Annotated in this window: 15 protein-coding genes; 10 read left to right on the forward strand and 5 right to left on the reverse strand. The window is 60.4% G+C overall.

Features of this window, described 5'->3' with window-relative positions:
- The first annotated feature begins 286 nt into the window (after positions 1-286).
- The 5 genes from QFX16_RS27420 to QFX16_RS27440 all read left to right on the forward strand — a co-directional run bounded on the left by QFX16_RS27420 (position 287) and on the right by QFX16_RS27440 (position 5,642).
- Complete coding sequence (locus tag QFX16_RS27420) at positions 287-1,642, forward strand: M16 family metallopeptidase (RefSeq protein ID WP_283182046.1); 1,356 nt, start codon at positions 287-289, stop codon at positions 1,640-1,642.
- The gene (locus tag QFX16_RS27425) at positions 1,635-3,125 is read left to right on the forward strand and encodes a M16 family metallopeptidase (RefSeq protein ID WP_283182047.1); all 1,491 of its coding nucleotides are present in this window, start codon (positions 1,635-1,637) and stop codon (positions 3,123-3,125) included. Before QFX16_RS27420 ends, QFX16_RS27425 begins: the two co-directional genes overlap by 8 nt.
- The gene (gene rsmD, locus QFX16_RS27430) at positions 3,125-3,736 is read left to right on the forward strand and encodes a 16S rRNA (guanine(966)-N(2))-methyltransferase RsmD (RefSeq protein ID WP_033060498.1); all 612 of its coding nucleotides are present in this window, start codon (positions 3,125-3,127) and stop codon (positions 3,734-3,736) included. The genes QFX16_RS27425 and rsmD overlap by 1 nt, the downstream gene beginning before the upstream one ends.
- Before the next feature lie 63 nt (positions 3,737-3,799).
- Positions 3,800-4,798 (forward strand): hydrolase, encoded by a 999-nt coding sequence (locus QFX16_RS27435; protein WP_283182048.1) that lies wholly within the window; start codon positions 3,800-3,802, stop codon positions 4,796-4,798.
- Positions 4,799-4,802: 4 nt separating this feature from the next.
- Positions 4,803-5,642, forward strand: a complete 840-nt coding sequence (locus tag QFX16_RS27440; RefSeq protein WP_283182049.1) for an AraC family transcriptional regulator — start codon at positions 4,803-4,805, stop codon at positions 5,640-5,642.
- 119 nt (positions 5,643-5,761) lie between these two features.
- Here QFX16_RS27440 and QFX16_RS27445 read toward each other — a convergent pair whose 3' ends face one another.
- A complete protein-coding gene (locus QFX16_RS27445) occupies positions 5,762-6,616 on the reverse strand; it encodes a sulfurtransferase (protein WP_283182050.1) in 855 nt (284 codons plus the stop codon).
- 44 nt (positions 6,617-6,660) lie between these two features.
- Positions 6,661-7,332 carry a TetR/AcrR family transcriptional regulator gene (locus QFX16_RS27450; RefSeq protein WP_283182051.1) on the reverse strand — a complete coding sequence of 224 codons (672 nt, stop codon included), beginning with the start codon at positions 7,330-7,332 and terminating at the stop codon, positions 6,661-6,663.
- 146 nt (positions 7,333-7,478) lie between these two features.
- Here QFX16_RS27450 and QFX16_RS27455 point away from each other — a divergent pair, with 146 nt between their 5' ends.
- The 5 genes from QFX16_RS27455 (at position 7,479) to QFX16_RS27475 (ending at position 12,161) form a co-directional block, all read left to right on the forward strand.
- On the forward strand, positions 7,479-8,909 hold the full coding sequence (locus QFX16_RS27455) for a coniferyl aldehyde dehydrogenase (protein WP_283182052.1): 1,431 nt from the start codon (positions 7,479-7,481) through the stop codon (positions 8,907-8,909).
- Positions 8,910-8,937: 28 nt separating this feature from the next.
- Positions 8,938-9,483 carry a twin-arginine translocation pathway signal protein gene (locus QFX16_RS27460; protein ID WP_283182053.1) on the forward strand — a complete coding sequence of 182 codons (546 nt, stop codon included), beginning with the start codon at positions 8,938-8,940 and terminating at the stop codon, positions 9,481-9,483.
- A gap of 133 nt (positions 9,484-9,616) precedes the next feature.
- Positions 9,617-11,212, forward strand: a complete 1,596-nt coding sequence (locus QFX16_RS27465) for a GMC family oxidoreductase (protein WP_283182054.1) — start codon at positions 9,617-9,619, stop codon at positions 11,210-11,212.
- 115 nt (positions 11,213-11,327) lie between these two features.
- Entirely contained in the window at positions 11,328-11,807 is a 480-nt protein-coding gene (gene coaD, locus QFX16_RS27470) for a pantetheine-phosphate adenylyltransferase (protein WP_008150570.1), read from the forward strand.
- A 102-nt stretch (positions 11,808-11,909) separates the two neighbouring features.
- Positions 11,910-12,161 (forward strand): YfhL family 4Fe-4S dicluster ferredoxin, encoded by a 252-nt coding sequence (locus tag QFX16_RS27475; RefSeq protein WP_038358877.1) that lies wholly within the window; start codon positions 11,910-11,912, stop codon positions 12,159-12,161.
- A 115-nt stretch (positions 12,162-12,276) separates the two neighbouring features.
- Here QFX16_RS27475 and QFX16_RS27480 read toward each other — a convergent pair whose 3' ends face one another.
- From QFX16_RS27480 to QFX16_RS27490, 3 genes are read right to left on the reverse strand one after another with little or no spacing between them, the layout of a single operon-like run.
- Positions 12,277-12,600: a multidrug transporter gene (locus tag QFX16_RS27480; RefSeq protein WP_283182055.1), complete on the reverse strand. Its 324-nt coding sequence runs from the start codon at positions 12,598-12,600 to the stop codon at positions 12,277-12,279.
- Between the two features lie 53 nt (positions 12,601-12,653).
- On the reverse strand, positions 12,654-13,466 hold the full coding sequence (mutM, locus tag QFX16_RS27485) for a bifunctional DNA-formamidopyrimidine glycosylase/DNA-(apurinic or apyrimidinic site) lyase (RefSeq protein WP_283182056.1): 813 nt from the start codon (positions 13,464-13,466) through the stop codon (positions 12,654-12,656).
- 28 nt (positions 13,467-13,494) lie between these two features.
- On the reverse strand, positions 13,495-14,310 hold the full coding sequence (locus tag QFX16_RS27490; protein ID WP_283184644.1) for an HDOD domain-containing protein: 816 nt from the start codon (positions 14,308-14,310) through the stop codon (positions 13,495-13,497).
- Between the last annotated feature and the right edge of the window lie 32 nt (positions 14,311-14,342).

A 14,342-nucleotide genomic window follows, 5' to 3' on the forward strand; every position in this document is an offset into this window, starting at 1 on the left:
CGATGCAGAACAGACTGCGATTGACCCAGCTTGTTCACGCGCAACATTTTGTCGAGGTGCAAACAGCACCTCAAAGGTCGACTAATACGAAGGACTGGAACGGCATCGTCGGCGAAAACGCAGAGTTTAGCTGACAAACTCAAAGCTTTAGCCGTAAACCCAAACAACCTGCTGACCGATCAAAGGCCTGATAGGCGTGGCCGCCAGTAAAACGGATCAGTATCCTAGCACCCTCTCGCCCGCCGACGCTAAGACCAAGCGGGCAGCCCCAAAGGTTTAAAAACGAATGAATGCTCTAGCCCGCCGCGCTGCAGGCCTGCTGCTCAGCACAGTTTGTCTGCCCCTCTCGGCCCTGGCTGCCGATCCACAACCCACCCACGAATTCACCCTCGATAACGGCCTGAAGGTCGTCGTGCGCGAAGACCATCGTGCGCCAGTGGTGGTTTCCCAAGTCTGGTACAAGGTCGGCTCAAGCTACGAGACGCCGGGTCAGACCGGTTTGTCCCACGCCCTGGAACATATGATGTTCAAGGGCAGCGAAAAAGTCGGCCCCGGCGAAGCGTCGCTGATCCTGCGCGACCTCGGCGCCGAAGAGAACGCGTTCACCAGCGATGACTTCACGGCGTATTACCAGGTGCTGGCCCGCGACCGCCTCGGTGTGGCCTTCGAGCTGGAAGCCGACCGCATGGCCAGCCTGCGTCTGCCGGCCGACGAGTTCGCCCGCGAGATCGAAGTCATTAAAGAAGAACGTCGCCTGCGCACCGACGACAAACCGATGTCCAAGGCCTACGAACGCTTCAAGGCCATGGCCTACCCGGCCAGCGGTTACCACACGCCGACCATCGGCTGGATGGCTGACCTGGACCGCATGAAAGTCGAAGAGCTGCGCCACTGGTACCAATCCTGGTACGTGCCGAACAACGCCACGTTGGTGGTGGTCGGTGACGTGACCCCGGACGAGGTCAAAACCCTGGCCCAACGCTATTTCGGCCCGATCGCCAAACGTGATGTGCCATCGGCGAAAATCCCGCTGGAACTGGCCGAACCCGGCGAACGGCAGATCACCCTGCATGTGCAGACCCAACTGCCAAGCCTGATGCTGGGTTTCAACGTGCCAAGCATCGCCACCGCTGAAGACAAACGCTCGGTCAACGCCTTGCGCCTGATCTCCGCCCTGCTCGACGGCGGCTACAGCGGACGTATCCCGACACAACTGGAGCGTGGCGAAGAGCTGGTGTCCGGCGGTTCGTCGAGTTACGACGCCTATACCCGTGGCGACAGCCTGTTCACCTTGTCCGCAACGCCCAACACCCAGAAAAAGAAAACCATGGCCCAGGCCGAAGCGGGCCTGTGGAAGCTGCTCGAACAGCTGAAAACCACCGCGCCGTCCGCTGAAGAACTGGAACGCGTCCGTGCGCAGGTCATCGCCGGCCTGGTTTACGAGCGTGACTCGATCACCAGCCAGGCGACCGCCATTGGCCAATTGGAAACCGTTGGCCTGTCGTGGAAGCTGATGGACACCGAACTCGCCGAGCTGGAAAGCGTGACCCCGGAAGACATCCAGAAAGCCGCCAAGCTGTATTTCACCCGCGAACGTCTCAGCGTCGCCCATGTACTGCCAGAGGAGACGACTCATGAGTGAGCGTAAAAAACCGCGCCTGGCCCTGATGGGCCTGATCGCTGTCGCATTGATCGGGTCTGCCGCGTTTTACTTCTCAAAGACCGACGAGTCCAAGGCCAGCGAAGCCCTCGACAAGGCCAAGGCCAGCCAGAAACTGCAATCGCTGGCCGAACTCGACGGCAAGGCGCCAAGCCACCGCACCCTGGACGTGCAGACCTGGAAAACCGCCGAGGGCGCCAAGGTGCTGTTCGTTGAAGCCCGGGAGCTGCCGATGTTCGACATGCGCCTGATCTTCGCCGCCGGCAGCAGCCAGGACGGCGACGCACCTGGCCTCTCCGTGCTGACCAACGCCATGCTCAACGAAGGTGTGGCCGGCAAAGATGTCGGCGCCATTGCTCAGGGCTTCGAAGGCCTGGGCGCAGACTTTGGCAACGGCGCATTTAAAGACATGGCACTGGCTTCCCTGCGCAGCCTCAGCGCCGCGGATAAACGCGAACCGGCCCTGAAATTGTTCTCTGAAGTCGTCGGCAAACCGACCTTCCCGGCCGATTCCTTTGCGCGCATCAAGAACCAGATGCTCGCCGGTTTCGAGTACCAGAAGCAGAACCCCGGCAAACTCGCGAGCCTGGAGCTGATGAACCGTCTGTACGGCGATCACCCGTACGCACACTCCAGCGACGGCACGGCGAAAACCGTTCCAGCGATTACCGCGGCACAGATGCGCGCGTTCCATGAGAAGGCCTATGCGGCTGGCAACGTGGTGATTGCGCTGGTGGGCGACCTGTCTCGTGCCGAGGCGGAGGCGATTGCTGCGCAAGTCTCCAGCGCGCTGCCAAAAGGCCCGGAGCTGGCGAAAATCCCGCAACCGGAGGAACCGAAAGCCAGCATCGGTCACATCGAGTTCCCGTCCAAGCAGACCAACCTGATGCTCGCGCAATTGGGCATCGACCGTGACGACCCGGACTACGCGGCACTGTCCATGGGTAACCAGATTCTTGGCGGCGGTGGCTTCGGCACCCGATTGATGAGCGAAGTGCGCGAGAAGCGCGGCCTGGCTTACGGCGTCTATTCGGGCTTTTCCCCGATGCAGGCTCGCGGTCCGTTCATGATCAATCTGCAAACCCGCGCCGAGATGAGCGAAGGCACGCTGAAACTGGTGCAGGACGTGCTCGCTGACTACCTTAAAACCGGCCCGACCCAGAAAGAACTCGACGACGCCAAGCGTGAACTGGCCGGCAGCTTCCCGCTGTCCACCGCCAGCAACGCCGATATCGTCGGCCAGCTTGGCGCCATGGGTTTCTACAACTTGCCGCTGAGCTATCTGGATGACTTTATGCGCGAGTCCCAGAGCCTGACGGTCGAGCAGGTCAAAACCGCACTGAACAAACACTTGAGCACGGACAAAATGGTCATCGTCAGCGCTGGCCCGACCGTGCCGCAAAAGCCGTTACCGGCCCCAACTGATAAACCTGCCGAGCAACCGCTCGGGGTTCCGGAGCATTAATGGCCACTCGTCCCAAAAAACCCGTACACAACGTCCATAACGGCGTGAACCAACTGCGCATCATCGGCGGTGAATGGGGCAGCAGAAAGCTGAGTTTCCCGGATGCACCGGGCCTGCGTCCGACCCCGGACCGGGTGCGTGAAACCCTGTTCAACTGGCTCGCGCCTTATGTCGCTGGCGCCAAGGTTCTGGACCCGTTCGCCGGCAGCGGCGCGTTGTTCCTCGAAGCCTTGTCCCGTGGCGCGGCCATGGGTCAGGCGCTGGACGCCAGTAACATCGCGGTCGCCAGCATCAAGGAACATCTGGGCACACTGCGCTGCACCACCGGCCAGATTCAGACCGCCGATGCCCTGCGCTATCTGGAAACACAAACAGCGACCGCTTACGACCTGGTGTTCCTCGATCCGCCCTTCAACCAGAACCTGTTGCCAGGCGTTTGCGCATTGCTTGAAGAACGTCAGTGGCTGGCCGATGAAGCCTGGATCTACACTGAAAGCGAGAATGCGCCATCGAGCCTTGGCTTACCAGGCAACTGGCGCCTGCACCGGGAGCAAAAATCCGGGCGGGTGTATTACGCGTTGTGGCAACGTATGGCAGAGATTGCCGGTTAATCAACCGGCCTGAAAAAGGTGCGCGCCTCAAGCGAGGCTCGCACCGCTGCATCGAGAACCATCGTGTCCCATTCGCCAGAACGTTTCACCCCCGCCTTCGGCCTCGGCAACCCGCACTTGCAAACCTTGTGGGGACCGCTGTGGCGCAAAACCACGCACATAGAACGCCAGCGCGAACGCTTGTGGCTTGAGGATGGCGACTTTCTCGATCTCGACTGGCACGGCCCGCACAGCGCCGATGCACCACTGGTGCTGGTGTTGCACGGTCTGACCGGCTCTTCCAATTCGCCTTACGTGGCCGGGGTGCAGAAAGCACTGGGCGCCCAAGGCTGGGCCAGCGTCGCGCTGAACTGGCGCGGCTGTTCGGGTGAGCCGAATCTGTTGCCACGCAGCTACCATTCCGGCGCCAGTGAAGACCTGGCCGAAACCATCAAACACCTGAAGGCTCAACGACCGCTCGCGCCGTTGTATGCGGTCGGCTATTCCCTGGGTGGCAATGTGTTGCTTAAGCACTTGGGCGAATCCGGCAGCCATAGTGGCGTGGTCGGTGCGGTGGCGGTGTCGGTCCCGTTTCGTCTCGATCAATGCGCCGACCGTATCGGCCAGGGTTTCTCGAAGGTCTATCAGGCGCATTTCATGCGGGAGATGGTGGCCTACATCAAGAACAAACAACGCCAGTTCCAGCATGACGGACGCGAGGATGGACTGGCGGCATTGGCCGCGCTGGGCTCGCTGGAGAACATGCGCACGTTCTGGGATTTCGATGGCCGGGTCACCGCGCCGCTGAACGGTTTCGTCGACGCCAAGGATTACTATCAACGCGCCTCAAGTCGCTATTTCCTTGGCGAGATTCGTACGCCGACCCTGATCATTCAAGCGGCCGATGACCCGTTTGTCTTTCCTCATAGCCTGCCGCAAGCCGACGAATTGTCCGCCTGCACTCAATTCGAGTTACAGACCAAGGGTGGGCATGTCGGCTTCGTCGATGGTTCGGTCAAGCAACCGGGTTACTACCTGGAACGCCGCATCCCACAGTGGTTGACCGCCGTGGGTCGTCAGTAAGGCCATGGACGTCGATCAGGGCGAGTCGATCCGATTCTGGCAAACAGCGCCGTTGGCCGGCGTCGAGTTATTGTCCGCGCGCTACATCGAACACCGTTTCGCCCCCCATGTGCATGACGGTTACGTGATCGGCATGATCATGGCGGGCGCCCAGCGCTATCGCTATCGCGGTGCCGAACACCTGGCGGGCAGCGGCACGCTGGTGCTGATCAATCCAGACGAACTGCACACCGGCCATAAAGGCACGGAGGACGGTTGGTTGTATCGGGCGTTCTATCCGGACAGCGGTCAGATTCTGTCGCTACTCGATGAACTGGAACTGCCGACCAACAACTTACCGGCGTTCGGCGCGACGCTGTATCGCGATCCGGATCTGGTGAAGGGTTTCTGCCAACTGCATCGTCTACTGGAAAGTCCGTCCACTGCCTTGCAACAACAAACGGTCTGGCGGGAAATGATGCCGTTGCTGCTGCAACGGCACGCGGCCGTGCTGATTGCCGGCAAGCCGGGCAAGGAACATCGGGCGGTGACGCGGGCCAAGGATCTGCTGCAAGCACAACTGGCGACGCCGCCTTCGCTGGAAGAACTGGCAGCGGCGGTCAACCTTTCGCCCTTCCACTTCGCCCGGATGTTCCGCCGCGCCACGGGCATGCCGCCGCACACCTGGCTGATGCAGCAGCGCATCGCTCGGGCGCGGGCGCTGTTACAGAGCGGTTGCTTGCCGCTGGAAGTGGCGACGCAATTGGGGTTTGCTGACCAGAGTCATCTGAGTCGGCAATTCAAGCAGGTTTACGGCGTGGGACCGGGCGCGTATCGCAGCGCCCGGCAACTCCCCGGAAGTTGAGGTCGACACAGGTCCAAATGTGGGAGCGAGCCTGCTCGCGAAGGCGGTGGGTCAGTAGGCATCAATGTTGATTGACACTCCGCTTTCGCGAGCAGGCTCGCTCCCACATTGGATCGGGATTACTCGCCGATGGCGATGCCGTGCGCAGGATCATTGATCCACTCGCTCCATGAACCGGCATACAACGATCCCAGCGGATAGCCGGCCAGACACAACGCGAACAGGTTGTGACAGGCCGTCACGCCAGAACCGCAGTACGCCACCAGATCGGTCGGCGAACGATTACCGAGTTTTGCGGCAAAACGCTGCTTGAGCTGATCCGCCGGCAGAAAACGCCCGTCGCTGCCCAGGTTGTCGGTGAACGCCGCACATTGCGCGCCGGGGATGTGCCCGGCAATCGGATCGATCGGCTCTACTTCGCCTTTGAAACGCGGCAAGCCGCGGGCATCGAGCAGGGTCAGCGCGGGCTGGCCGAGACGTTGCTGGAGCTGTTCGGCGCTCAAGATCAGCGCGTTGTCCGGCGACCCCGTGAAGGTGCCACGCTCAATCTGCGGCGCATCAAGACTCAGGGGCAAACCGGCCGCGTGCCAGGCCTTGAGCCCGCCATCCAGAATGAACACGCCGTCACGTTTGCCCAGCCAGGCCAGCAACCACCAGGCCCGCGCCGCGTAGGCACCCGGACCGTCGTCGTACAAAATCACATCGCTGTCGGCGTTGACGCCCCAGGCTTGCAGACGTTCGATCAAGTCTTCAGGTTCAGGCAACGGATGGCGCCCGGTCACACCCTTGATTACTGTCCCGCTCAAATCACGCTCAAGATCGGCAAAGCTCGACCCGGCAATATGCCCTTCGGCATAGCTGCGCTGACCGTAATCCGGGTCTTCGAGGGCAAAACGACAATCCAGAATCACCAGCCCCGGCTGCTCCTTTTTCAGGTCCAACGCTTGCGGGCTGATCAGTTGCGCAATGGCCATGACGGGCTCCTGTGATTGGGCGATGTTTGATCCTACTGCACTTTCTATCCCACTTCTTCCAGCGCTTTGGCCAGCGGCACGTAAAACTCCTCGAACAGCGCATTCACTGCGTCGCGGGACTGATCCGTGACAAAACCGGCCTCCAGCACCAGCACCTGATACACGCCACGTTTAATGGCCTGTTCACTCAGGTGATTGGAATTTTCACGGGTGGTGCACAGAAAACGCACCCAGGACGTCAGGATGATCCAGGCGTTTAGCGTCAGGGATTCGATCTGAACCTTGTCCATTTGCAGGATGCCGGCCTCGACGAAGCCCGCGTAGATGTGCGTGCCATGGATCAGACAGCGTTGGGAAAAGCGCCGATAACGGGCGGCCAGCTCCGGATCACTGTCGAGCAGGTGCTCCAGATCGCGGTGCAAAAACCGGTAGCGCCACATGGCGGCCAGCAGTTCCTGAAGGTAGAAGCGCTTGTCTTCGACCGTGGCGGCACGCCCCTGGGGCGGGCGCAGGAAGCTGTCCACCAGGTTTTCGTACTCACTGAACAGCACGGCGATGATCGCCTGCTTGTTGGGGAAGTGGTAGTACAGGTTGCCCGGGGAAATTTCCATATGGGCAGCAATGTGGTTGGTGCTGATGCTGCGCTCACCCTGCTGATTGAACAGCTCCAGGCTGTTCTGCACGATGCGCTCGCTGGTTTTGATCCGAGGGGCCATGGCTTGGGCTTTAATTCAAAGTGCGTTGACCGGCATCTTACGACCTATCCGCGGGTGGATAAAACAAAGCTGCGCCAGGATGTCATTTGACTTTATAGAGCATAGACTCTAAAACGTCCCTCATTACAATAAATCCGGAGCCGACCATGACTGCTGACATCGCCTACCTGCAAAACCTTCAGCAGCCCCTGGAAGAGCTCCAGACCCTGTTCGACGCTCAACGCGCGGCGTATGCCGCCAACCCGATGCCGCCCGCCGCCCAGCGCCAGCAATGGCTAAAAGCCCTGCGCGATCTGTTGAGCAATGAGCGCCAGGCTCTGATCGATGCCATCAGCCAGGATTTCAGCCATCGCAGCGCCGATGAAACCCTGCTCGCCGAACTGATGCCCAGCCTGCACGGCATTCACTACGCCAGTCAGCACCTCAAAGGCTGGATGAAGGCGTCGAAGCGCAAGGTCGGAGTTGCCTTTCAACCCGCAGCGGCCAAAGTCATTTATCAACCGTTGGGTGTGGTCGGGGTGATCGTGCCGTGGAACTACCCGCTGTATCTGGCCATCGGCCCGTTGGTAGGCGCGTTGTCGGCAGGCAATCGGGTGATGCTCAAGCTCAGCGAATCGACCCCCGTCACCGGTTTGTTGCTCAAGGAACTGCTGGGCCGAATCTTCCCGCAAGACCTGGTCTGCGTGGTACTGGGCGAAGCTGATTTCGGTGTGGCGTTCTCCAGATTGCGTTTCGATCACCTGCTGTTCACCGGCGCCACCAGCATCGGCAAACACGTGATGCGTGCGGCGGCCGAGAACCTGACCCCGGTGACCCTCGAACTCGGCGGCAAATCCCCCGCCATCGTGTCGCGCGACGTGCCACTCAAGGACGCCGCCGAACGCATCGCCTTCGGCAAGACACTCAATGCCGGGCAGACCTGCGTGGCCCCGGACTATGTGCTGGTGCCGGAAGATCGCGTCGGCGCTTTCGTCGAAGCCTATCGTCAGGCGGTTCGCGGGTTTTATCCGACCTTGACCGACAACCCGGACTACACCGCGATCATCAATGACCGGCAATTGGCGCGCCTCAACGGCTACATCAGCGACGCCACCAGCAAGGGCGCGCTGCTGATTCCGTTGTTCGACAAGGGCCAGGGACGCCGCATGAGTCACAGCCTGCTGCTCAACGTCAGCAACGACATGATGGTGATGCAGGACGAAATCTTTGGCCCGCTGTTGCCGATCGTTCCCTACAAGGATCTGGATCAGGCCTTTGCCTATATCAATGAACGACCCCGGCCGCTGGCCCTTTATTACTTTGGCTACGACAAGCGTGAGCAACACCGCGTACTTCACGAAACCCATTCCGGCGGCGTGTGCCTGAACGACACCCTGCTGCACGTCGCTCAGGACGATATGCCATTCGGCGGGATCGGTGCCTCGGGCATGGGCCATTACCACGGCCACGAAGGTTTTCTGACGTTCAGCAAAGCCAAAGGCGTGCTGATCAAACAGCGGTTCAATGCGGCGAAATTGATCTATCCGCCGTACGGAAAATCCATTCAGAAGCTGATTCAGAAGCTGTTTATCCGCTAACGACCATCCCCTTCGGGTAATAACAAGAATGAGCCCAAGCCTGTCCGATACACCCGCGTTGTCACGGCGCGGCTTGCTTAAATTCAGCCTGGGCGCCAGCGCTTTTCTCGCCACCGCCGGTTTGGGAGCGAGCCTCAGCGGCTGCTCATCGAGCCTGCCGGCCAGCGGTTTCGCGATTCTGCGCAGCGGTGACTTACTGTTTCTGCGAGCACTGATTCCGGTGATGCTCGACGGCGCTGTGGCCGTCGAGAAAATGCCGGCGGCCGTCGGTGAAACCCTGCACTGCCTGGATAACGGTCTGAATCATCTGTCGCCGGAAATGCTCAAGCTGACCCGGCAGTTATTTGATGTGCTGGGAATGGCCGTGACTCGCGGCCCCCTGACCGGGATCTGGGGCAGTTGGGAAAACGCCAGTGCTGACGAGATTCGGCACTTTTTGGATCGCTGGGAAAACAGCTGGTTAAGTTTGCTGCGCATGGGCCACAGCTCGCTGCAGCAGCTGGTGATGATGGCGTGGTACAGCCGGGCGGAGTCGTGGGCGCATTGCGGGTATCCCGGGCCACCAACAGTTTAAAACCGAGTCGACCCATTCGCGAGCAGGCTCGCTCCCACAGGGGGCTCGCGATCCATGTGGGAGCGAGCCTGCTCGCGAAGGCGTCAGCCGCCTCACCAATGCGTCCAAACCATAACAACAAGAGAACCTGAAGATGCCCGTACCCGATCCGTTCCGCGAAGGCCTGGCCCGTGGCTGGAAAACCTATAACGGTTCACAACTGACCCAGGACCTGACCGTCGAAGTGGACGTGGCGATTATCGGCAGCGGCGCAGGCGGTGGCACCACCGCAGAAATCCTCAGCGCAGCGGGCTACAAGGTATTGCTGATCGAGGAAGGCCCGCTCAAGACCAGCAGCGACTTCAAGATGCTCGAAGACCAGGCCTACACCAACCTCTATCAGGAAGGTATCGGCCGCATGAGTAAGGACGGCGCGATCACCATCCTTCAGGGCCGGGCGGTGGGCGGCACCACGCTGATCAACTGGACCTCCAGTTTTCGCACGCCGGACCTGACCCTCGACCACTGGGCTAAGGAACACGGCGTCAAAGGCCATACTCCAGCCGAGATGGCGCCGTGGTTCGAGACAATGGAACAACGCCTGGGCGTCGCCCCCTGGATGATCCCGCCCAACGCCAACAACGACGTGATCCGCAAAGGCTGCGAAAAACTCGGCTACGCCTGGCATGTGATCCCGCGCAACGTGCGTGGCTGTTGGAACCTGGGCTACTGCGGCATGGGTTGCCCGACCAACGCCAAGCAATCGATGCTGGTCACGACCATCCCGGCGACCCTGGAAAAAGGTGGGGAGTTGCTCTATCTGGCTCGCGCCGAAAAGCTCTTGATCAGCGGCGACAAGGTCACTGGCTTGCATTGCGTAGCGATGGACGACCGCTGCGTCGCACCTACCGGACACACGATCACGGTCAAGGCCCGGCATTACGTGCTAGCCGGCGGCGGGATCAACAGCCCGGCGCTGCTCATGCGCTCCGAGGCACCGGATCCGCACAAACGGCTGGGTAAACGGACTTTTCTACACCTGGTAAACATGTCGGCTGGGCTGTTCGACGAGGTGATCAACCCGTTTTATGGCGCACCACAGTCGATCTATTCCGACCATTTCCAATGGCAGGACGGCACCACCGGGAAAATGTCTTACAAACTCGAAGTGCCGCCGCTGCACCCGGCACTGGCCACGACCCTGCTCGGCGGTTTCGGCAAGGAAAACGCCCAACACATGGAAAACCTGCCCCACACCCACGCCATGTTGGCGTTGCTGCGGGACGGCTTTCACCCGGACAGCCCCGGCGGCAGCGTCGAGTTGCGCGGTGACGGCACGCCGGTGCTCGACTATCAGGTTTCACCTTATGCCTGGGACGGATTGCGTCGGGCGTTCCACAGCATGGCCGAGATCCAGTTCGCGGGCGGTGCCAATGCGGTAATGCCAATGCACACCGACGCTCGCTACGTGAAAACCCTCGCCGAAGCGCGCACGCTGATCGACAGCCTGAGCCTTGAGCTGTATCGCACACGCCTGGGCAGCGCCCATGTGATGGGCGGTTGTGCCATGGGTGAAGACCCGAAAAACGCAGTGACCGACAGCCTCGGCCGGCATCATCAGTTAGGCAACCTGTCAATTCATGATGGCTCGCTGTTCCCCACCAGCATTGGCGCAAACCCGCAATTGTCGGTCTACGGGCTGACAGCGCAGTTGGCAACTTCTTTGGCCGAACGTTTGAAAAACCCATGAAAATGGAGAATATTCCAATCGTCTATAGTGCTTTCTTACACAAAAGGCGACTTGGCCGACCGGGAAGGCTGCGATACCATCCGACTCCCCAACGGACTCCCGCCAGGACGACGCGATGAACCGAGTGTTGTACCCAGGTACCTTCGACCCTATTACCAAGGGCCATGGCGATCTGGTCGAACGCGCCGCGCGCCTGTTCGATCATGTGATCATCGCCGTCGCCGCCAGCCCGAAGAAAAACCCGTTGTTTCCCCTGGAACAGCGTGTGGCGCTGGCCCGCGAGGTCACTAAACATCTGCCCAACGTTGAAGTCGTCGGCTTCTCGACGTTGCTGGCGCATTTCGCCAAAGAGAAGAACGCCAACGTGTTCCTGCGTGGTTTGCGTGCGGTGTCGGACTTCGAATACGAATTCCAGCTGGCCAACATGAACCGTCAGTTGGCGCCAGATGTGGAAAGTCTGTTTCTCACCCCGTCCGAGCGTTATTCGTACATTTCCTCGACGCTGGTCCGTGAAATCGCAGCCCTGGGTGGCGATATCACCAAGTTCGTCCACCCTGCGGTGGCGGACGCCCTGAACGAACGCTTCAAGAAGTAGCAACCGCTCAAGCGGCGCCCGCGTGCACTGCGGGCGCCAATGCGGCACAATTGTGCGCATTGGTTTATTGCGCCCGGGCCTTCCGCCCTGGCTGGAGTTAGCATGTCCCTGATCATCACCGACGACTGCATCAACTGCGACGTCTGCGAACCCGAGTGCCCGAACGCCGCCATCTCCCAGGGCGAAGAGATCTACGTGATCGACCCGAACCTGTGCACCCAGTGCGTCGGCCACTACGACGAACCTCAGTGCCAGCAAGTGTGCCCGGTGGATTGCATTCCGCTGGACGAGGCGCATCCGGAGACTGAAGAGCAGTTGATGGAGAAGTACCGGATCATTACCGGTAAGGCTTGAGTCATTTGGCGCCTGTGAGGGCGCCTTCGCGGGCAAGCCTCGCTCCTACAGGATCTTGCACAAGATTCGCGTATCACCTGTAGGAGCGAGGCTTGCCCGCGAAGCGCTTAAGGCTTCACTCCCGCTGCTCAAACCCTTCTCCGATACACCCCAAGCACCGCACAAACGCCGCTTTCGCCGGGTCGACCACCAACGCCTGCCCCGCATCGCCGACGCCGCCACCCAATGCGGTAAACGGCAACGACACCACAAACACTCCTGCACCAATCACCGTCGCCACGACCAGCAAAGGTCGGGCAATCAGCATATCGCCGATCATGGCGTACGCCGGGGGATTCTGGATGGTGTAACGCGGGTCGCCGCTGCCCGTGTTTGCTGCCAACGCTGGCGCACCGACGCTCAGCAGCAAAACGACGACAACGGTTCGAAACAGGTTCATGGCGCGGTCCTTGGGCTAGGCAGTCAGAACACTGACTATAGACCCTGGGCGTATCAGCTCTGACAACGCGGGCAAAAGACGCTGGCGCGCTGCCCCAGCTTCACTTCCCGCAACTCCGTGCCGCAGATCTTGCAGGGTGCACCGCCACGGCCATACACGAACAGTTCCTGCTGGAAATAACCCGGCTGACCGTCACCGCCGATAAAGTCTCGCAATGTGGTGCCGCCGCGCTCGATAGCGGCCGCCAGGATGCGTTTGATCTCGATCGCCAGTTTCAGATAACGCCCCCGAGAGATGCTCTTGGCCTCACGACGCGGGTCGATACCGGCCGCGAACAATGCTTCGGTTGCGTAGATATTGCCCACGCCCACCACCACCGCGTTGTCCATGATGAACGGTTTGACCGCCATGGATCGCCCGCGGGACTGCTGGAACAAGCGCTCGCCGTCAAACAGGTCGGTCAACGGCTCCGGCCCGAGGCGAATCAGCAACTCGTGGTTGAGCGGATCGAGACTCCAGAGCATCGCGCCAAACCGTCGCGGGTCGGTGTAACGCAGGGCCAGACCGGATTCCAGTTCGATGTCCACATGCTCATGCTTGGCCACCGGCGTGCCGACTTCCACCAGACGCAGATTTCCCGACATCCCCAAATGGCTGATCAGCGTGCCGACTTCGGCATTGATCAGCAGGTACTTCGCGCGTCGCTCCACCAGCACGATGCGCTGGCCAGACAGTCGCACATCCAGGTCTTCGGGAATCGGCCAGCGCAAGCGCCGCTCACGCACGATCACCCGGCTGACACGCTGGCCTTCCAGGTGTGGCGCAATTCCGCGGCGAGTGGTTTCGACTTCAGGCAGTTCCGGCATGGTGCTCTCGAATCAGGCTGTGCAACGCTCAGCGGTGAGCGCCAAGGTCACGAATCGTTTGTTTGAGGGTCTCGAAGTCGTAGTCCGAGAGCCCGACATAATCGAGAACCAGCGGTGCGATGCTGTTCCACTCGTGGTCATCACGCTGGTTGCCCAGCACCCGGAAGGACGCACAAATGTGCTCGGCCATTTTCAGGATCGCCAGCAGGTTTTTCACCTGACTGTTGCGCGACGACTCATCGCTGAAGATCGCCAATGCATTGTGGTGATTGGCGATGGCGGCGGTCACATGCTCCGGCAGGCGCCAGGATTTGGCGGTGTAATAACCCACCACCGCATGATTGGTATTGAACACCCGATTCTCGGTATCCACCACTCGGCATTCGGCGCTGGCGCTGGCATAGGCCTCTTCCAGAATGGTCATGTAGTTGGGGAAGCGCTGGAGCATCAGCGGCACGCCGCAGTCATGGAACAGGCCCAACGCGTACGCTTCATCGCCGGCCTGGGTGCCAATGCGCTTGGCCAGGGTCAGGCAAGTCATCGCCACGTCCTGAGCGGTATCCCAGAAACGATTCAAGGTAACAATGGTGTCGTCGTTCATCTCGCCCTTGATCGACTGCGCGTTGATCAGGTTGATGATCGAGCGGCTGCCCAGCAGATTCACCGCACGCTGAATCGAGGCGATCTTGTTGCTCAAGCCGTAATACGGCGAGTTGACGATTTTCAACAAGGCGCCAGAGAGGCCCGGGTCCTGGGAGATCAGCTTCGCGATCACCTCCAGATCCGGATCGGGCATGTACTGTTCCATCTGCAAATCCACCATGATTTGCGGTTGGGCCGGCACGCTGATGCCTTGCAGGGACTGTTGAATCTGTT

The sequence above is a fragment of the Pseudomonas svalbardensis genome, from assembly GCF_030053115.1.
Taxonomy (GTDB): Bacteria; Pseudomonadota; Gammaproteobacteria; order Pseudomonadales; family Pseudomonadaceae; genus Aquipseudomonas; species Aquipseudomonas svalbardensis.